Here is a 19,015-nt window from a genome sequence, read left to right as displayed (position 1 = left end):
CATGGCACGTAAAAAACAATTTGATTATTTTGGAGAATTAAACCAGTTAGCAACAAATGCTTATGAAGCGGCAAAGGTTTTGCAAGAAATTGTAGACAATTATTCATTAGAAAACTTAGTAAAAAAATCAGAAGCGATTCATCAATTGGAAAAAGAGAATGATGAAATTGTTCGCAAAATTTTAAATGAACTCTATATTTCCTTTATTACGCCGATTGATCGAGAAGATATTGTCGATATTACGGATCACTTAGATAACATTATTGATAGCATTAATAGTTTGTCTTATTTACTTGATCATTTAGTTGTCGAAGAAATGATTGCGCCCGCGCTAGAATTAACTGCTTATATTGTTAAAGCGACAGAAGGCGTTAAATCAGCAACGAAGGAATTTGCAAAATTTAAGAATTCTAAAACGTTAGTTTCATTGATTGATGAAGTGAATACGATTGAATCTCAAGGCGATAAATTATACAGTAGCGCCATGAAAGATTTGATGACTAACGAAAAAGATTTATTGAAAGTTATCAAGTGGAAAGATGTTTATGATCAGCTTGAGCGCACGATTAATGATTGTGAATCAGCTGTTAATATTATTGTCGGAATTGTCATCAAAAATACGTAAAGAAAAGAGGGGGAGCTGTTGGTTAAAGTAATTGTTGATGCTGATGATTTTGGGATGTCAGAAGCGATTAATCATGGCATTATCAAAAGTTATGTCGATGGTTTAACGACGTCGACACTTTTGATGCCCAATTTACCAACAGCAGAACACGCCGTTGCGTTAGCAAAAAATTATCCAGGATTATTTGTAGGTCAGCATACGAATTTTTTATTAGGGAAACCTTGTGCGGACCCATGTATGATTCCTTCACTGGTAGATGAACAAGGCAATTTTCATCGCTCTTCTTATTATCGTCAACAAAAACAAGTAACCTTCGTATATGAAGAAGTACGACTTGAAACGATTGCGCAATTGACGCGCTTTAAGGAACTAACTGGACATTATCCTGAACATTTTGATTGCCATTCGATTGGTGATGAAGTGGTTGATCAAGTATTTTTAGAATTAGCAGAAGAGTACGGACTTCATACAACCCTGAAATATAGTGGGGAAAAAGAATATCCACCGCAACAAGGTTATTTCCAGGTGACACATTTGTTAGAGTCTGGGGCGTTATCTTATATTCACGAAGGCGTATCAGTGGAGAATTTTTTAGAAGATGACTTTGGTTTATTACGGATGCCGGAATCGGCAATTGCTGAGATGCATTTTGATGTTGGATATTTGGATCAATTTGTGTTAGACAATTCTTCTTATACCACTTTACGCTGTAAAGAATTAGCAACGATTTGTGATCCTCGTGTTCGTCAGTGGTTTGAAGAACAGGGGATTGAGCGAATAACGTTTGGCGATTTAAAAAAATAAAACCGTTGCTTTCACTGTTGAAAGCAACGGTTTTATTTTTATGAGAATAACCAGTAGCCAATTAAAATCGCACCTAAAATTACACGATACCAACCGAAAACTGTAAAATCGTTTTTCTTCAAGTAATTCAATAAGAATTTAATCGCAATGATGGAAACAACGAAGGCAACAATAGAGCCAGTTAATAAAATAATGATTTCTTCTGACCCAAACGTATTTCCTTTGGCCAAGAATTTAAAGATTTTTAAAAAACTTGCTCCAAACATTACTGGAATTCCTAAGAAAAATGAAAACTCTGTTGCAACAAAACGTGAGGCCCCAATTAAGATTGCCCCTAAAATGGTCGCTCCTGAACGTGAAGTTCCTGGAATTAATGCCAGTACTTGGAAAGCACCAACGATTAAAGCGGCTTTATAAGTGAAGTCTTTTAGATTAGTACACTTCGGTGCAACATTTTTATTTCGTTTTTCAATGATAATAAAAGCAATCCCATAAACAATTAACATAATCGATACTGTTAAAAAGTTATAAAAATGTGCATCTAAATAATCATCAAATTTTAGACCAATAACTGCCGCTGGTAAACAAGCGACTAAGACTTTAGACCAAAGAATCCAAGTATCTTTTTTCTCTTCGCCATTTTTCTTTGGTGAGAAAGGATTCAATTTGTGGAAGTATAAAATAACAACCGCCATAATCGCTCCCAATTGGATAACGACGTTGAACATTTCCATAAAATCTTTACTTAGATCGAGTTTAATAAACTCATCCACTAAAATTAAATGTCCGGTACTACTAATTGGAAGCCACTCGGTAATTCCTTCGATAATACCAAGAATAATTGCTTTCCATAGGTTAGCAAAAAGCATGTCACCATTCCTTTCTGAAATAAATGCAAAATACATCAAGTATAAGTATACCCGCTGACAAAGTAAATGCCAATGCAAATTCTTATTTTAAAATAAATTTTAGAATTATACAAAGGTGCCACTTGTAATTCATGAAACTTTTTTCTATACTAGTGATACTTTAAAAAATGGGGGAAGAGAAATGTTTGGATTTTTGAAGAAAAAGAATGAAGTTGTCGAAAATAATACAATGTATGCCGTTGCCAATGGAACCATTATCCCAATCAGTGAAGTGAATGATCCTGTTTTTTCACAAAAAATGATGGGAGATGGCTATGCAGTAGTTCCAGAAAATGGTGAAATTTATGCACCTATTGAAGGAGAAGTTTTAAGCGTTTTCCAAACAAAACATGCCATTGGTTTAAAAATGACAAACGGTCTTGAAATTTTATTACACATGGGTATCGATACGGTGGAGTTAAACGGGGCACCGTTCACTATTAAAGTGAAAGAAGGCGACCAAGTGACTGCAGATACGGTGGTCGCAATTGCTGATTTAGAAGCAATTAAAGCAGCTGGTAAAGGAACTGAAATGGTTGTCATTATTACCAACATGGATAAAGTAGCACAATTTTCGTTAGAGAAAACTGGCGTGGTTACAGCTGGTACACCAGTTGGCTCTGCCACAGCCAATTAATGCATTAGACGAGGTCGGGACAGAACCGTTTAGCTCCGAGAAATAAGAAGAAATTTCCGAAAATTGATCTTTGATTTTTGGAGAATTTCGGCTTATTTCCGAAGGAGTTGGTTCTGTTCCCGCCGTTTATCAGTTTTTGAGCGTGGAGCAAAAATCCAAGGTGATTTTTGTTCCACGCTCGTTTTTTTTTGAACAGAAATAAAATTTTATTTTGGAATTAAAAAATATTTAGAAAAATAGTTGAAATTTTATTTCAAACAAGTTATAATGAAAGCGTATTAGAGAGGAGCTAAAAAGATGTATGGTATTTCAGTTTTTCTTGGTGAAGAGATTACAAACGATACAATTATTTATATCAAAAAGATGAAAGCGCTTGGATTTGATGGTATTTTCACTTCTTTACACATTCCAGAAGATGATACTTCCCTTTACCGCCAACGCTTGACTGATTTAGGGGCAATTGCTAAGGCAGAAAAAATGAAAATTATGGTAGATATTTCAGGTGAAGCGTTAAAAAGAGCGGGTTTTTCTTTCGATGAATTAGAGCCTTTAATTGAGTTGGGCGTAACTGGCCTCCGGATGGACTATGGCATTACGATAGAACAAATGGCTCATGCTTCACATAAGATTGATATAGGATTGAATGCTAGTACCATTACACTGGAAGAAGTGGCTGAGTTAAAGGCTCACCAAGCGGACTTTTCTCGCTTAGAAGCTTGGCATAATTATTATCCAAGACCTGAAACCGGCATTGGAACAACATTTTTTAATGAAAAGAACCGCTGGCTTAAAGAATTAGGCTTACAAGTTTTTACTTTTGTGCCAGGAGATGGGCAAACAAGAGGCCCAATTTTTGCTGGTTTACCAACATTAGAAAAACATCGTGGGCAAAATCCTTTCGCCGCTGCCGTTGGTTTGATGGCTGATCCTTATGTCGATGCTGTTTATATTGGTGATCCCACAATTAGTGAGCGAACCATGGCTCAATTTGGTTATTATCACCAAACCAATCAATTTCTGTTAGAAGTAGCACCTAGCAAGAGCCGCTATTTGAAGCGAATACTTGGGAGTCATACCAATCGTTTAGATGCTGCAAGAGATGTTTTGCGAAGTGAATTATCAAGAACGAGTGAAATGTTCAGAAAAGATGAAATTGCAACGATTGAGTTAGAGCAGACTGAAGCCCGTCCAGTGGGAACCGTAACGATTGATAATGAAAAATATGGTCGCTATATGGGAGAAATTCAAGTCACACTTGTGGACTTGCCGAAAGATGAAAAAGTCAATACGATTACACGAATTATTGAAAAAGATCAAACGATATTGCCGTTAATCAAGGCAGGCAATCAATTTACGCTAGTTACGGAAGGAACGATAGAAAATGAATTTAGAAAACTTAACAACTGAACGTAGAAATGAAAATACAATGGGCTTAGATGAGATGAGTGTCAAAGAAGCTTTACAAAAAATGAATCAAGAAGACCAAAAAGTTGCAATGGCAGTGGGTCAAGAATTAGCAGCCATTGAACCAGTGGTAGAAGCCATCATCAAAAGCTTCAATCAAGGCGGCCGCTTGATCTACATGGGCGCTGGTACGAGTGGTCGGTTAGGTGTCTTAGATGCAGCCGAATGCGTACCAACTTTTGGCGTCGAGCCAGAGATGGTTCAAGGCCTCATCGCTGGTGGTCAAAAAGCAATGACTGTCGCAGTAGAAGGTGCCGAAGATTCAAAAGAACTAGGTCGTCAAGATTTAGTTGATCTAAAATTATCAGCAAATGACATTGTTGTTGGGATTGCAGCCAGTGGTCGGACGCCTTATGTAATTGGCGGTTTAGAATATGCTACAACGGTGGGAGCAGCTACCGCAACTGTGGCATGTAATAAAAATGCCGAAATTAGTAAATATGCGCAAATGCCGATTGAAGTAGATGCAGGACCTGAATTTTTAACAGGTTCGACTCGCTTGAAATCTGGGACAGCTCAAAAATTGATTTTAAATATGTTATCAACTATTTCCATGATTGGTATTGGGAAAGTCTACAATAACTTAATGGTTGATGTAAAACCAACCAATGAAAAATTAGTGGAGCGTTCCAAACGGATTATTATGGAAGCAACGGGTTGTAGTTATGAAGTTGCCGAACTAAAATTTGTAGAGGCAGAAGAAAATGTGAAGTTAGCAATTGTAATGATTTTAACTGATAGTACTAAAGAAGAAGCAACACAAAAATTAATTGACGGGAATCAATTTATCAAGAATACATTAAATTAAGGAATTAGGAGGGTGTTTTAACATGGCAGAAGAAAGAATTAAACGCATTGCTGATGGGATTTATAAAGAAGTTGGTGGTCAAGAAAACGTGGACAAAGTCATTCATTGTATGACTCGTGTTCGTATGGATATCCGCGATTATGACAAAGTGGATATTGAAGGATTGAAAAAAATTGATGGCGTTATGGGCGTCGTAGAAGATGATACGTTGCAAGTAGTTGTTGGTCCAGGGACTGTTAACAAGGTTGCACAAGAAATGGTAGATCAAGCAGGTGTCAAATTGGGAGAACCATTTAATCATGACACCGCAACTAATGCTTCAGCAGGCAAATCTGGAAAAGATTTAGTAGAAGAAAAAGCCGCTCAAATGAAAGCACAACAAAAAGCGAAACAAAATAACACTTCACCATTTAAAAAAGTGTTAAAAGCCATTTCTAGTATCTTTGTTCCGATGATTCCTGCCTTTGTTGGGGCTGGTATTATTGGCGGGATTGCAGCTGTTATGTCTAACTTAGTTGTTGCTGGTGATATTTCAGCTTCATGGCAACAATATATTGATGTCTTAAATATCATTAAAAATGGGATTTTTGCTTATTTAGCTCTTTACACTGGTATTAACAGTGCCAGCGTTTTTGGTGCAACGCCAGCGTTGGGTGGTGTTATTGGGGCAGTCACAATGTTGACAGGAATGAATCCGGATGCACCAATCAGTAATATTTTCACTGGGGGAACATTATCTGCAGGACAAGGCGGAATTATCGGTGTTATTTTTGCCGTATGGTTATTATCATTGTTAGAAAAACAATTGCATAAAATTGTCCCAGAATCAATTGATATTATTGTAACGCCAACCATTTCACTTTTAGTGATTGGCTTAGCAACTATTTTCTTAATCATGCCTGTAGCCGGAGCTATTTCTAATGGCTTAGTTGGTATTATCAATGTTGTCTTAGAAAAAGGTGGCATGGTTGCTGGCTTTACTCTTGGTTTAACCTTCTTGCCAATGGTAATGTTTGGTTTACATCAAATTTTGACGCCAATCCACATTGAAATGATTAATCAAACAGGGATGACTTTGTTATTACCAATTCTGGCCATGGCTGGTGCGGGACAAGTCGGTGCAGCTTTAGCATTATGGATTCGTTGTAAATCTGATAAAAAATTAGTTGAAATGATTAAAGGTGCCTTGCCAGTTGGGATTTTAGGTATTGGTGAACCATTAATCTACGGAGTTACTTTACCATTAGGACGTCCATTCATTACTGCTTGTATCGGCGGTGGTATTGGTGGTGCGGTGATTGGGGCCTTCGGTAATGTTGGTGCAATTGCTATTGGACCAAGTGGGGTGGCTTTAATTCCATTAATTGCCAACAACCAATGGCTTGCATATGTATTAGGTTTATTGGCTGCTTACGCAGGTGGTTTTGTAGCAACGTTATTCTTTGGGATTCCTAAAGATATGCAAACAACTAAATAATAAATAGAAAAAGGAGAACTTGGCTTCTCCCTTTTTCTTTGTTAAAATTTAATTGCGTAGGAAATGGTGTATCAGGAGGGGTGTTTATGCAACAAAATATTGTCTTATCTATCCAAGATCGTCTACAACAATTACCAAAATCAGAACGAAAAATCGCAGAATATATTTTAAAAAATACAGAAACAGTTATTTCAATGAATGCGCAAGAGCTAGCGAAACAAGCAGGATCAAGTCCAGCGGCAATTATTCGCTTTTGTCATTCTATGGATGTGAATGGCTTCACAGAGTTGAAACTTTTATTATCTGCAAATCTTGGCCAAATGAAGCAGCAAATGTACACTGAAGTTACTAAAGGGGAATCAACAGCTGATATTAAACAAAAGTTACAAGCGCGCTTTGTTCATGTGGTTGAGCGAAGCGGTCAGACATTAGAGGATGTCGCAGTGAATGAAGCCGTTGATTTGTTGGAAAAAACAGAAGTAATTTTTGTCTATGGGTTGGGCGCCTCTTCGTTGGTTGCTCAAGATATTTATCAAAAGTTTACGCGATTAGGCCGAACGGTATTTACAACATTGGATCATCATTTATTTGCTTCCATGTTAGGCTCAACAGAAAAGCCTAGTGTTTTTATTGTTATTTCTAATTCTGGCACGAATAAAGAAGCAAGTACTTTAGCTGATTTAGCGAAGCAGCAAGGGATTCCTATTGTTAGTATCACACAAGATGAAAAATCAGTGATTGGTGAAAAAAGTGATATCGTCCTTCAAACCTCTAGTGGGGAAGACGTGCCATTGAGAAGTGCGGCTACTGTTTCCTTGGTGGCACAATTGTATGTAGTCGATGTTTTATTTTTTGCTTATGCAGCAAAAAACTATAAGGAAACCTTAGAAAAAATTCAAATCTCAAGAAAAAATGTAGAACGTTTAAAAGAATAAATAAAAAGAGAAGGTTATCTGTCAAAATGACAGATAACCTTCTCTTTTTTTACTATCAATGGCGCTTTTCAGCGATCTTTTTTCCCTTTTCAATATAAGAAATATCATTAATTCCTTGAATGGTAAATGTTCCTTTTTCGTAAGTTAAGGTCGTCACGCTACCATTCTCCAGTGCCATCTGCATAGGCAAACTTGCATCAATTAAGGAAAGTAAAAAGGAAATTGTTAGTCCATGGGAAACCACCATGACTTTGCCGCCACCATTTTTTTCTCGATGATGAGCGATATCTTCGAAACCAGACCAAACACGATCACGAATAACTTCATAAGGCTCCGCCCAGTCAGCCGTATCGGCTTCAATAATAGCATTTGCTAGCTCACGATAGGTAATCTTCGTGGTCATCATGTCCTCATAACTTTTAAAAGCTAAAATGCGTGGCACCACACCCCAAAGTTCACCATCATAGCCACCATCTAAAGAACCAAAACACCACTCACGAATCCGTTTATCGGTTAGGTAAGGAATATTTTGGTGGTTTTGATGTTCTTGTAAAATAATCTGAGCGGTTTGCATGGCACGACCACTATCACTACTATAAGCTTCCCTAAAGTCTATGTCTCTAAGACCTAAGCCTAAATGATAAATGCCTTCTTCTCCTTGTTTGGTTAAGGGGGTATCTGACCAGCCTTGGGTTCGGCCAATCGTATTAAACATCGTTTTTCCGTGACGAATAATATAAAGTGTCGTTGCTTCAGTCATTGCTACTCCTCCTAAGTTTCTTTAAATAGTGAATAAATCTCTAATTAAAAAATGGGTTTGTGGCTTTTTCATGTTGAATGGTCGTGGCATCACCATGGCCTGGATAAACAGGAAATTCTTCTGGTAAAGTGAATAGATAGGTCGTAATGCTGTGTAATAATTGTTGCATATCACCAGTGTGTAAATCGGTACGACCAATACTACCTTTAAACAATGCATCCCCAACAACAACAAAATCATCAAAGACAAAGCTGACGCTACCAATTGAATGACCAGGTGTTGGGACTACGGAAAATTTCATGCCGCCAATTTCATAATCGGTTAGTTTAAATTCATGTTCGGCGGGCTGAACAATAATATTTGCTATATCATCATGTCTGCCTAATCCTGAAAGATTCAAAATAGGATTGGAAAGCCACGCTTGTTCTAATGGACTAACATAAACAGGGATTTGATAATGATGGCGCAATTCTTCTACCGCACCAATATGATCATAGTGAGTATGTGTTAATAAAATAGCGGCTGGTTTCTTCCCTAAACGGGTAATTTCTTGAATTAGTTTTGCTCCTTCTGCACCTGGATCAATAATTAATAATGCTTCTTCATTATAAACAAGATAACAGTTTTCTTGAATAACACCTGTTCTAATTTGTTCGATCTGTATCATCTCAGGACCTCCTAAAGTTCTAACGATTCTCTTCAAGTATACCGAAGAATCTTAAGAATAGAAAGTTTTCTTGTTTATCCAAAGAAAAAATAAATCATTCTTAGAATGTTCGGTTTTTGCTTGTTTTAACACGTATTTTTTTTAAAAAAATCACATTTTTATAGTTATTAAGCGAAAGTTTATGTATAATCTTCATGTGATAGTAAGGAGGAATATTAAATGTTTCATTTTGTAATAAAAGGAACAGGTTTTTCTAGTAAAAATTTGCAAGAGATTAAAGTTTATGAAGAGACACTTTTTTGTATAGATGAGGCCGGAGTAATTCAGGAAATAATTGAACCAGATGCTGAAGCGTATGAAACTGTGCTAGCAGAACAAAAAGAGGCACAACGTTTTCAAGAATTGCCCCAAGATTCTTATCTTTTACCTGGCTTTGTTGATTTACATGTCCATGCACCTCAGTGGGCACAATCTGGGACCGCCTTGGATATTCCATTGTATGAATGGCTGAATACGTACACGTTTCCTTTAGAGTCCAAATTTGCAGATTTAACATTTGCCCAACAAGTCTATGATGAATTGGTAACCCAATTGTTGGCTAATGGGACAACAACAGCCCTTTATTTTGCAACCATTCATTATGAAGCCAGCCGTCGTTTGGCAGAGATTTGTGCGGAAAAAGGGCAGCGTGGCTTAATTGGTAAAGTTGTAATGGATGATCTTAATGAGAATCCTGAATACTATCGTGATCAAACAACGCAACAAGCATTAGAAGAAACGGAACGGTTTATTCAAGAAATTCAAACATTAGCGCAGCAAACAAAACAAGGCGTGTATCCCGTTGTAACTCCGCGTTTCATTCCTAGTTGTACAGAGGAAGCACTTAAAGGATTAGGAGAATTAGCAGCGAAATATCAAGTCCATGTTCAAAGTCATTGTAGTGAGAGTGATTGGGAACATCAATTTGTTCAAGAACGTTTTGGAAAAAATGATGCTCAAGCATTGAATGATTTTGGTTTATTAACAGAAAAAGCAGTGATGGCACATGCAGGCTTTTTAGAAGAAGCAGATATGAATTTATTCCATGAAACAGGGACGGCTGTGGCGCACTGCCCAATCTCTAATGCTTATTTTGGCAATGCGGTAACACCGATTGCAAAATTAGTACATCAACATCAAGTAGAAGTTGGTTTAGGTAGTGATCTTTCAGGTGGTTTTTCACCAAGTCTTTTTGACAATTTAAAGCAAGCGGTTATTTCTTCTAGAATGTTAGAAGATGGCGTCGATGCTACAAAAAAACCAGAAGTACGAGGTGTCAAAACAGCAAGGATTACCGTAAATGAAGCGTTTTATTTAGCTACTGCTGGTGGTGGTCAAGCGCTAAGTTTGCCAATTGGGAAATTAGAAAAAGGGTATGCTTGGGATGTTCAAATTATTAATACAAGCTTGTCACAAGCACGAATCCCTAAAAATCAAGGGGAATCATTGCTTGATATTTTCCAAAAAATCTTATATTTAGCACGACCAGAAAATATTCGAGAAGTCTGGGTACAAGGTGAAAAAGTACATGATAAAAATTTAATGTCAGCAACTAAAGGAGTATAAAAAATGAGTGAAAAGAAACAAAATAATCTTCATTTAACAGTGGGGCCAGAAGATTCAGTATCTTTTGGGCAGGCCACTATGTTAGGGATTCAGCATGTCTTAGCAATGGACGTGTACGTCGTACCTGTGATCATTGCTTCAATTATTGGGATTAGCACAGCACAAACGTCTTCTTTAATCCAAGCAACATTCATAGCAGCAGGACTTGCCACGATTATTCAATCTCATTTTTGTATGAGATTACCAGTTGCGCAAGGCCCTTCATTTATTCCAATCGGGGCAATTGCAGGAATTTATTTTGCCAATAACCAACAAGGAAATGGCTGGGGCGCAGTTTTAGGTGCTAGTTTAGTGGGGGCAATTGTTGTTATTATATTAGGATTTACTGGTATCTTTAATCGTTTAATCACTAAATTTGTTCCACCAATTGTGGGAGGAACAATTATTTTTGTGGTGGGTCTTTCGTTAATGCCAGTCGCTTTATCGGATAATATTTACCACGCAAAAGGGGAATTAGGACAAAATATTTTATTAGCATTTATAGCAGCGGGTACGTTGATCTTCTTTGCGCTCTTAGGTTCTGCTTTGAAAAAAGGGCGGATTTTCCGCGTTTCTTCTGTCATTTTGGCATTATTATTTGGGAGCATCGCGGCACAATTATTAGGGGTACTTGATTTATCAGCCGTTAGTAAAGCGGCTTGGTTTAGTTTGCCTCAGTTACCATTAGTTAACTTTTCTTTCCAATTTGATTGGTCAGCTATTGCCACGATGTTAGTTATTTATCTGGTTTTAATGGCGGAAACAACAGGCACTTGGTTTGCTGTGAGTCATGTTGTCGCTGAACCTTTGACCGAAGAAAAAATTAATCGCGGCGTAATTGGTGAAGGCTTAGGTTGCTTAGTTTCTTCATTCATTGGCGGCACGCCAGTAACTAGTTACTCTACAAATGCTGGGATTATTTCAATCACTGGAGTTGCTAGTCGCAAGGTTTTTGTGGCTGCAGGTGCGTGGTTTGTCTTATTTGGCTTATCTGGAAAACTTTCCACCTTGATTTCGGCCATTCCGGCACCAGTTATCGGCGGTGTTTTTGTGGTTGTTTGTGGCATCATTTCTGTAAGTGGAATGAAAGTCATGAGCGATGTAACAATTCATGAAAAAGAGATGTATGTAATTGCCGTTCCGATTATTATGACATTAGCGTTGACATTGTTACCAAAAGAGTTTTTGGAAACTCTACCACAATTTTTACAATATTTATTTAGTTCACCCGTGGCAACTGCCTCAATTGTTGCTATTTTATTGCAGGCCATTTTACCAAACGTTCAAGAAGGTTAAAAAGATTAATTTTCGTTAAAACGCCTTTGACAAGTGGCGGTAAATAGTGTAAATTAACAATGGTGTTTGTAAACACGAACGTTAAATGACCGAATGTTCGGTTTTTACGTTATTTTTGTAAATAACTAGGAGGCAGTAAGTATGAAAGTTTTTGATTATGAAGATGTCCAATTAATTCCCAATAAATGTATCGTGAATAGTCGTTCTGAATGTGATACTACAGTAACTTTAGGAAAACATTCGTTTAAAATGCCTGTCGTTCCAGCGAACATGCAAACAATTATTGATGAAACGATTGCGGAAACCCTTGCTGAAAATGGTTATTTTTATATCATGCATCGGTTTGATGAAGAGGCGCGAGTGCCATTTATTAAAAAAATGCAACAAAAGGGCTTAATCACGTCAATTAGTGTGGGTGTGAAAGAAGGGGAATACGCTTTTGTTGAAACGTTAGCCCGAGAAGGTTTAGTTCCTGACTACGTGACAATTGATATCGCCCATGGTCATTCAAATGCGGTGATTAATATGATTCAACACTTGAAAAAATCTTTACCAGAAACGTTCGTTATTGCGGGCAATGTTGGAACGCCAGAAGCCGTTCGCGAATTAGAAAACGCTGGAGCCGATGCCACCAAAGTGGGGATTGGACCAGGAAAAGTATGTATTACTAAAATTAAGACTGGCTTTGGGACAGGTGGCTGGCAGTTAGCGGCTTTACGTTGGTGTGCCAAAGCTGCTCGGAAACCAATTATTGCAGATGGTGGAATTCGGACCCATGGAGACATTGCAAAATCTGTGCGTTTTGGGGCAACTATGGTCATGATTGGTTCATTATTTGCTGGACATGAAGAATCACCAGGTGAAACAAAAGTGGAAGATGGCGTTGTTTACAAAGAATACTTTGGTAGCGCCTCTGAATTCCAAAAAGGCGAAAAGAAAAACGTTGAAGGCAAAAAAATCTGGTTACGCCATAAAGGGAAGTTGGCAGATACTTTAGTCGAAATGCAACAAGATTTACAATCTTCCATTTCATACGCGGGAGGTCGCGATTTAGAAGCGATTCGTAAAGTTGATTATGTGATTGTAAAAAATTCTATTTTTAATGGTGATACCATTTAACATTCAACTATAGACTGAAAAGAAGACAGCACGTAGTGCAGAAATTAAAATGATTTCTGCATTACGTGCTTTTTTTACTTTACCTATCGTAGTAATCGTGTTAAGATAATTACAACGACAGACGTAGTACGATAGTTGAAGTACTTGAGGGAGGAATTTATGTGATTGGTAGTGATGCAATTCGAGGATACAACGATACCTTTATTCTCTCAATCTTACAATCCGGCGCTTCATATGGTTATGCGATTTCTAAACGCATTCGTGAAATTTCTAAAGAACAATATTCGATTAAAGAAACGACACTTTATTCTGCTTTTACACGTTTAGAGAAAAATGGCTACATTGAATCATTTCCAGGAGAAGTAACGCATGGCAAAAAGCGGACCTATTATCAAATAACCCATGCAGGAGAGCGTTATTTAGAGGAAAAGTTACTAGAATGGGAAGTAACAAAAGACGTCGTCGAAGCATTTGTAAAGGAGATGGGAAAATGAAAATTATAGAAGAATTTATTGATAGCTTATTTTCAGGCGTTGTTGAAACATCTGAAACAAAACAATTAAAGGCGGACTTATTAGCAAATGCTGAGGATCGTTATGAAGACTTGCTCAGCCAAGGAAAATCGGAAAATGAAGCAATTGGTACAATTATTTCTGAATTTGGTACTATTGATGAATTAATGGAAGAATTGAATTTAGAAAATAAACAAGTGGATGAAACAAACGATTCAATGAACGGTTTGCCAGAAATTTCAGTGGAGGAAGGACTTGACTATTTAGCTGTCCAACGTAAAGGTGCTATTCAAATTGGTCTTGGTGTTGTTGCAATCATGGTGGGTGTTGGCTTGCTGGTTGGTATGCGTGGTGTTCTTTCTAACGGTCTTGGTTTAGTTTGTCTTTTCATAGGTGTGGCAATCGGCGTTCCATTATTTATTGTTGCTGGTAATCGGTTTGTTGCAATGGACAAACAACTGGGGCAACGATTGATTCCGATTAAGTTAAAAAAAGAAGTTGCACAAAGAGAACAAAGTTTTCAACGATCATTTATTTTTTGTATGGCAGCGGGCGTCGTTTTTTGTATTTTGGGTTTAATCCCAGTTGTTGTCTTTAGTAGTGGCCTTCATCTGATGATGCGCCGTTCCATGCATCAAATGATGGGCGGACAATATTATAATGGAACGATGGGGATTAGTTGGCTCTTCTTTTTAGTATCGGTTGGCGTCTTCTTGTTTATATTTGGTGGAGTAATTAAAGGAAGTTTTAATAAATTGCTAAATGAAACTTATTTTTATTCAGAACATGTTGGTCATCCTGATTTTGCCCCTCAACAAACAAAAACAGAGGAAGGACCTGTGGGAAATCCTGTCGGTGCAATTATTGCATCCGTTTATTGGCCCTTAGTTGTTGCACTCTATCTATTTATTAGTTTTGTTTTAGGGGATTGGCGGTTTAGTTGGTTAATCTTTATGTTCGCAGGAATCTTTTATAACACCATCCAAGCATTTTTACACAAACATTGAGACAAACCTGTTAATAGTAAAACAGAAAAGTGGGACATTCGTCAAAACGGCTGTCCCACTTTTCTTGTATTTTTGATTGACAAAAGCATTGAACTGGATTACTTTTAACTCATCCAATTGTTGAGGTGATTGCTATGTGGCAACTTAAAAAAGAACAAAATGTTCCCATTTATCGCAGTATTATGGAAGTGATTGTTCAAAAGATTCAAACAGGCGAATTATTACCAGGCGAAAAAATCCCTTCAGAACGTAAACTGGCAGAGTACTTGTCTGTCAATCGTTCAACCGTTGTTCATGCATTAGACGAACTGGTGGACTTAGGCTGGATTGTGCGAAAAAGAGGGAGCGGAACGATTGTCAACGAAGGAAAATGGGGGGTAATGATGACGCCACGAACGGATTGGCATCGTTATTTAGAACAAAATGTGTTCAAACAAGTTCATCCCTTGGTGGCAGAGATTGAGTTACGTGCTAAACAAAATTTGCCGACTGACTTAGATATGTATACAGGTGAGTTGCCGTTAGACTTAATTCCCAGTTTCGATTTTCCAGCATTAAATTGGAAACAATTTTTAAAAGAGGAAGCACAAGATGAATTAGGTTATTTGCCGTTAAGAAAAGAAATCCAAGCCATTACAGCAACGGAATATCAGCTTCATTTACCAAGTGAAAGTTTATTGCTTACTTCAGGTGCGCAACAAGCACTTTTTTTAGTTTTACAAGTTTTATTGAGACAAGGAGATAGTGTTGCCGTAGAAGATCCATCTTTCTTCTATGCCTTACCAATTTTCCAAGCTGCTGGTGTGCGCTTATTTGGTGTGCCCATGACAGAGGAAGGGATTGATCTTGAAGCGCTAGAACAAACAATCCGACAACATCGCATCAAAATGGTTATGGTTAATCCTTCCTTTCAAAATCCGACTGGGACAGTGATGCCTTTAAGAAAAAGAGAACAGCTCGTGAAAGTTTGTCAAACGTATCAAGTTCCTATTTTAGAAGATGATGTTTTTGGGCAGCTAAGTTTTATCCCGAAAACAGAAATTCCTCCTTTAAAAAAATTAGATCCAGATAATGTCTTGTATATCGGTTCGTTGTCAAAAATTTTAGGTTCGACCACGAAAATTGGTTGGTTAAGTGCGCCCGCCTCCGTGACGAAACAAATTGCAGAAGCCAGAAAAATGATGGATGTTTCGTTGAGTATTTTTCCGCAGATGCTCGCTAAAATGGCGATTGAAGATCCTTCTTTTTCTGAAAAAATTACGTTATTAAATAAACAAGTGGAACAACGAGCAACAGCTGTATATCAAGTATTTAAATCGTTGCCAGAATGGGAAGTTTCGCCAGTAAAGGGCGGCTTTTATTTATGGGCACATTGGCGTCAAGGGGCACTTAAGCCAGAAGATTGGCAAGTGTTTTTACGAGAAGGTGTTTTGGTAGCACCAAGTGTCGCTTTTAGTGAAAAACGTGGAAGTATTCGCTTGAACTGTTCCCGAATTTCACCAGAAGAAATGCCTCTTTTTTGTGAGCGAATGGTACGGATTACACGACAGCTTTCTGAAAATAGACAAACAAAAATAGAACAGTAAGTAAGATTTTTCTTATAAAAATCATTTGCTGAGAGAAAACGCTACAACTTCCCTTTTCTAAACGAATATCCAATGCTATACTTAAAAAGTAAAAACAAAAAAACAAATGAGGTGTTTTCCATGTCTTGGGAACAAGTTTACCAACAATGGTTAAATGAAGAAAATATTCCAGAAAATTTAAAAAATGAATTAAAGGACTTAAATACAGACCCTGAAAAATGTGAAGATGCATTTTACGCACCATTAGAATTTGGGACTGCCGGGATGCGCGGGATTTTAGGCGCCGGTATTAATCGGATGAATATCTTTACGGTTCGTCAAGCAACAGAAGGACTTGCACGTTTTATGGATACGCAAGATCCTGAAACAAAACGTCGCGGTGTAGCTATTGCCTATGATTCACGTCATATGTCTCCAGAATTTGCAATGGAAGCAGCTAAAACATTAGCTAAACATGATATTCCTTCTTTTGTGTTTGAAAGCTTACGACCAACACCAGAATTATCTTTTGCGGTCCGCTACTTTAAAGCTTTTGCGGGAATCATGATTACGGCTTCTCACAATCCAGCTGCCTATAATGGCTACAAAGTCTATGGTGAAGACGGTGGTCAAATGCCGCCAGCTGATGCAGATGCATTAACTAAATATGTTCGTAGTATCGAAAATCCTTTGAAAATTGATGTCTTATCAGATGAAGAAGTTGCCCACAGCGGTTTAATTAACATTGTTGGTGAAGAAGTCGATAACGCGTATTTGAAAGAAATTAAAACAGTTACGATTAATCAAGAATTAATTAACGAAATGGGTAAAGAATTAAAATTAGTTTACACTCCCTTACATGGAACTGGGAAAATGTTAGGAGAAAAGGCATTAAAACAAGCCGGTTTTGAAAAATTTGTTTTAGTACCTGAGCAAGCCGTTGCTGATCCTGACTTTACTACAGTTAAGTCACCAAACCCTGAAGAACATTCAGCTTTTGAATACGCGATTCGTTTAGGGGAAAAAGAAGGCGCTGATTTATTGATTGCAACAGATCCAGATGCTGATCGTTTAGGTGCTGCTGTGCGGATGCCAAACGGAGACTACCAAGTATTAACAGGAAATCAATTAGGTTCAATTATGATTCATTATATTTTAGAAGCCCATCAACAAGCAGGCACGTTGCCTCAAAATGCTGCGGTTCTAAAATCAATCGTTTCTAGTGAACTTGCTACAGCGATTGCTGAGAAATATAATACGAAGATGTTTAATGTTTTAACAGGTTTCAAATTTATTGCTGAAAAAATTCAACAATACGAAGAAGACCACAGTCAAACGTTTATGTTTGGTTTTGAAGAAAGTTATGGTTACTTAGTGAAACCTTTTGTTCGTGATAAAGATGCAATTCAAGCGTTAGTTTTATTAGCAGAAGTAGCGGCTTTCTATAAAAAACAAGGAAAAACATTATACGATGGCTTACAAGATATCTTTGAAGAATTTGGTTACTTTGAAGAAAAAACTATTTCCGTAACAATGAGCGGAATTGAAGGAAGCGGTAAAATCAAAGCTTTAATGGCAAAATGTCGTGAACAAGCGCCAACTGAGTTTGCCGGGATTCAAGTTGCTCAAACGGAAGATTTTAAAGAATTAACACGCACTTTTGCAGATGGTCAAACAGAACAATTACAAACGCCTCCTTCTGATGTGTTGAAATATCATTTAGAAGATGGCAGTTGGATTGCTATCCGACCATCAGGAACAGAACCAAAAATTAAATTCTATCTAGCAACAAAAGCAACAAGTAGTTCAGAAGCTTCTGAAAAAATTGCTGCGTTTGAAGCAGTCGTTAATGAATTAACAAAATAAAATAAACGAAACAGGCTGTACGGAAAAAAGTACGAATGTTAGTGTTTGTGTCAAAAGCTAATTGACTTTTGACACAAACACTTTATTTAACTAAGGAGGGAATGCTATGAAAATTGGCTTTATCGGTGCTGGTAGTATGGGCGGTGCCATGATTAAAGGGTTACTGAAAGCTGAGACAGTCAAGAAGGAACATTTATATGTGAAAGGCGGCTCAAGTGGAACAGCAGAAGCACTTCAAAAAGAGTGGGGCTTTCAACTTGTCACAGATTATGCACTTTTCCAAGAATGTAAGGTTATTTTTATTGCGACAGGAGCAAAGGTCGTGTTACCTGTCCTTCAGGAATTAGCCCCTCATTTTTCCAACGAAAGTCTATTGATTTCTGTTGCAACAGGTCATACCATACAAGAAGCACAAATGGCCCTTGGCAATAAAGAAGCCAAAGTTGTTCATGCCATTCCTAATACACCAGTTAGCGTGAACCAAGGCGTGATTGGCGTAGCTTTGGCACCAACAATTGAAGGCCAAACGAAGGAACTGGTAATGGAACTTCTTGCTACTTTAGGGTTAGTCAAAGAAATTCGTGAAGCACAACTGGAAACTTTTGGCACTGTGGCTGGTTGCAGTCCAGCTTTTGTTGATATCTTTATGGAAGCATTGGGAGATGCAGCAGTCTTAGAAGGGTTACCAAGGGACTTATCTTATGAAATTGTCGCTCAAATGATAAAAGGAACGGCGACCTTAGCCTTAGACACGAAAAAACACCCAGGAGCATTGAAAGATGAAGTGACTTCTCCAGGAGGAAGTACGATTCGCGGTGTCGTAGCTTTAGAAAAAAATGGCTTCCGTTATGCCGTGATGGATGCAGTTCAGCAAGCCAACCACGAATAGATGAAGAAAGTTGGAAAATCGACAAGTTTGTC

Annotated in this window: 18 protein-coding genes; 15 read left to right on the top strand and 3 right to left on the bottom strand. The window is 37.7% G+C overall.

Going from position 1 to position 19,015, the window contains the following annotated elements; genetic code table 11:
- The first annotated feature begins 1 nt into the window (after window position 1).
- Both IGL56_RS09380 and IGL56_RS09375 read left to right on the top strand, forming a co-directional pair.
- Complete coding sequence (locus IGL56_RS09380; protein ID WP_002356705.1) at window positions 2-625, top strand: DUF47 domain-containing protein; 624 nt, start codon at window positions 2-4, stop codon at window positions 623-625.
- A gap of 18 nt (window positions 626-643) precedes the next feature.
- Window positions 644-1,429 carry a ChbG/HpnK family deacetylase gene (locus IGL56_RS09375; protein WP_002356707.1) on the top strand — a complete coding sequence of 262 codons (786 nt, stop codon included), beginning with the start codon at window positions 644-646 and terminating at the stop codon, window positions 1,427-1,429.
- 38 nt (window positions 1,430-1,467) lie between these two features.
- Here IGL56_RS09375 and IGL56_RS09370 read toward each other — a convergent pair whose 3' ends face one another.
- Entirely contained in the window at window positions 1,468-2,298 is an 831-nt protein-coding gene (locus tag IGL56_RS09370; RefSeq protein WP_002356708.1) for an undecaprenyl-diphosphate phosphatase, read from the bottom strand.
- 115 nt (window positions 2,299-2,413) lie between these two features.
- Here IGL56_RS09370 and IGL56_RS09365 point away from each other — a divergent pair, with 115 nt between their 5' ends.
- The 5 genes from IGL56_RS09365 to IGL56_RS09345 all read left to right on the top strand — a co-directional run bounded on the left by IGL56_RS09365 (window position 2,414) and on the right by IGL56_RS09345 (window position 7,658).
- On the top strand, window positions 2,414-2,974 hold the full coding sequence (locus IGL56_RS09365; protein WP_002385759.1) for a PTS sugar transporter subunit IIA: 561 nt from the start codon (window positions 2,414-2,416) through the stop codon (window positions 2,972-2,974).
- A gap of 297 nt (window positions 2,975-3,271) precedes the next feature.
- Window positions 3,272-4,381, top strand: a complete 1,110-nt coding sequence (locus IGL56_RS09360) for a DUF871 domain-containing protein (protein ID WP_002385761.1) — start codon at window positions 3,272-3,274, stop codon at window positions 4,379-4,381.
- Window positions 4,356-5,246 carry an N-acetylmuramic acid 6-phosphate etherase gene (murQ, locus tag IGL56_RS09355; RefSeq protein ID WP_002356712.1) on the top strand — a complete coding sequence of 297 codons (891 nt, stop codon included), beginning with the start codon at window positions 4,356-4,358 and terminating at the stop codon, window positions 5,244-5,246. The genes IGL56_RS09360 and murQ overlap by 26 nt, the downstream gene beginning before the upstream one ends.
- Window positions 5,247-5,268: 22 nt before the next feature.
- A complete protein-coding gene (locus tag IGL56_RS09350; RefSeq protein ID WP_065813693.1) occupies window positions 5,269-6,723 on the top strand; it encodes a PTS transporter subunit EIIC in 1,455 nt (484 codons plus the stop codon).
- An 86-nt stretch (window positions 6,724-6,809) separates the two neighbouring features.
- Window positions 6,810-7,658 carry a MurR/RpiR family transcriptional regulator gene (locus IGL56_RS09345; protein WP_002385762.1) on the top strand — a complete coding sequence of 283 codons (849 nt, stop codon included), beginning with the start codon at window positions 6,810-6,812 and terminating at the stop codon, window positions 7,656-7,658.
- 55 nt (window positions 7,659-7,713) lie between these two features.
- On the opposite strand, the gene IGL56_RS09340 is transcribed toward IGL56_RS09345, so the two are convergent.
- Together IGL56_RS09340 and IGL56_RS09335 are read right to left on the bottom strand one after the other, a co-directional pair.
- Window positions 7,714-8,418: a histidine phosphatase family protein gene (locus IGL56_RS09340; RefSeq protein WP_002356715.1), complete on the bottom strand. Its 705-nt coding sequence runs from the start codon at window positions 8,416-8,418 to the stop codon at window positions 7,714-7,716.
- A 40-nt stretch (window positions 8,419-8,458) separates the two neighbouring features.
- A complete protein-coding gene (locus IGL56_RS09335) occupies window positions 8,459-9,085 on the bottom strand; it encodes an MBL fold metallo-hydrolase (protein ID WP_002356716.1) in 627 nt (208 codons plus the stop codon).
- Window positions 9,086-9,304: 219 nt separating this feature from the next.
- Between IGL56_RS09335 and guaD the strand changes: the two genes are divergently transcribed.
- The 8 genes from guaD to proC all read left to right on the top strand — a co-directional run bounded on the left by guaD (window position 9,305) and on the right by proC (window position 18,983).
- Window positions 9,305-10,690 carry a guanine deaminase gene (guaD, locus tag IGL56_RS09330; protein ID WP_002385764.1) on the top strand — a complete coding sequence of 462 codons (1,386 nt, stop codon included), beginning with the start codon at window positions 9,305-9,307 and terminating at the stop codon, window positions 10,688-10,690.
- A 3-nt stretch (window positions 10,691-10,693) separates the two neighbouring features.
- A complete protein-coding gene (locus tag IGL56_RS09325; RefSeq protein WP_002356719.1) occupies window positions 10,694-12,025 on the top strand; it encodes a nucleobase:cation symporter-2 family protein in 1,332 nt (443 codons plus the stop codon).
- Window positions 12,026-12,166: 141 nt separating this feature from the next.
- Window positions 12,167-13,144 carry a GMP reductase gene (guaC, locus tag IGL56_RS09320; RefSeq protein WP_002356720.1) on the top strand — a complete coding sequence of 326 codons (978 nt, stop codon included), beginning with the start codon at window positions 12,167-12,169 and terminating at the stop codon, window positions 13,142-13,144.
- Between the two features lie 161 nt (window positions 13,145-13,305).
- Entirely contained in the window at window positions 13,306-13,638 is a 333-nt protein-coding gene (locus IGL56_RS09315; protein WP_002356722.1) for a PadR family transcriptional regulator, read from the top strand.
- Complete coding sequence (locus IGL56_RS09310) at window positions 13,635-14,663, top strand: permease prefix domain 1-containing protein (RefSeq protein WP_002356724.1); 1,029 nt, start codon at window positions 13,635-13,637, stop codon at window positions 14,661-14,663. Before IGL56_RS09315 ends, IGL56_RS09310 begins: the two co-directional genes overlap by 4 nt.
- Before the next feature lie 134 nt (window positions 14,664-14,797).
- Window positions 14,798-16,249 (top strand): PLP-dependent aminotransferase family protein, encoded by a 1,452-nt coding sequence (locus IGL56_RS09305; RefSeq protein ID WP_002356726.1) that lies wholly within the window; start codon window positions 14,798-14,800, stop codon window positions 16,247-16,249.
- 120 nt (window positions 16,250-16,369) lie between these two features.
- Window positions 16,370-18,094 (top strand): phospho-sugar mutase, encoded by a 1,725-nt coding sequence (locus IGL56_RS09300; protein WP_002356727.1) that lies wholly within the window; start codon window positions 16,370-16,372, stop codon window positions 18,092-18,094.
- A gap of 106 nt (window positions 18,095-18,200) precedes the next feature.
- Window positions 18,201-18,983 carry a pyrroline-5-carboxylate reductase gene (gene proC / locus IGL56_RS09295; RefSeq protein WP_002356728.1) on the top strand — a complete coding sequence of 261 codons (783 nt, stop codon included), beginning with the start codon at window positions 18,201-18,203 and terminating at the stop codon, window positions 18,981-18,983.
- Window positions 18,984-19,015: the final 32 nt, after the last annotated feature.

This window comes from Enterococcus sp. DIV1316a (genome assembly GCF_050536915.1).
Taxonomy (GTDB): domain Bacteria; phylum Bacillota; class Bacilli; order Lactobacillales; family Enterococcaceae; genus Enterococcus; species Enterococcus faecalis.
This window is presented reverse-complemented; position numbering and strand designations above follow the sequence as displayed.

Bases quoted from the DNA above. Each gene is read 5' to 3' on its own strand.
- IGL56_RS09380 (WP_002356705.1), top strand. From the start codon at position 2: ATGGCACGTAAAAAACAATTTGATTATTTTGGAGAATTAAACCAGTTA.
- IGL56_RS09370 (WP_002356708.1), bottom strand. From the start codon at position 2,298: ATGCTTTTTGCTAACCTATGGAAAGCAATTATTCTTGGTATTATCGAA.
- IGL56_RS09360 (WP_002385761.1), top strand. From the start codon at position 3,272: ATGTATGGTATTTCAGTTTTTCTTGGTGAAGAGATTACAAACGATACA.
- murQ (WP_002356712.1), top strand. From the start codon at position 4,356: ATGAATTTAGAAAACTTAACAACTGAACGTAGAAATGAAAATACAATG.
- IGL56_RS09350 (WP_065813693.1), top strand. From the start codon at position 5,269: ATGGCAGAAGAAAGAATTAAACGCATTGCTGATGGGATTTATAAAGAA.
- IGL56_RS09345 (WP_002385762.1), top strand. From the start codon at position 6,810: ATGCAACAAAATATTGTCTTATCTATCCAAGATCGTCTACAACAATTA.
- IGL56_RS09340 (WP_002356715.1), bottom strand. From the start codon at position 8,418: ATGACTGAAGCAACGACACTTTATATTATTCGTCACGGAAAAACGATG.
- IGL56_RS09335 (WP_002356716.1), bottom strand. From the start codon at position 9,085: ATGATACAGATCGAACAAATTAGAACAGGTGTTATTCAAGAAAACTGT.
- guaD (WP_002385764.1), top strand. From the start codon at position 9,305: ATGTTTCATTTTGTAATAAAAGGAACAGGTTTTTCTAGTAAAAATTTG.
- IGL56_RS09325 (WP_002356719.1), top strand. From the start codon at position 10,694: ATGAGTGAAAAGAAACAAAATAATCTTCATTTAACAGTGGGGCCAGAA.
- guaC (WP_002356720.1), top strand. From the start codon at position 12,167: ATGAAAGTTTTTGATTATGAAGATGTCCAATTAATTCCCAATAAATGT.
- IGL56_RS09310 (WP_002356724.1), top strand. From the start codon at position 13,635: ATGAAAATTATAGAAGAATTTATTGATAGCTTATTTTCAGGCGTTGTT.
- IGL56_RS09305 (WP_002356726.1), top strand. From the start codon at position 14,798: ATGTGGCAACTTAAAAAAGAACAAAATGTTCCCATTTATCGCAGTATT.
- IGL56_RS09300 (WP_002356727.1), top strand. From the start codon at position 16,370: ATGTCTTGGGAACAAGTTTACCAACAATGGTTAAATGAAGAAAATATT.
- proC (WP_002356728.1), top strand. From the start codon at position 18,201: ATGAAAATTGGCTTTATCGGTGCTGGTAGTATGGGCGGTGCCATGATT.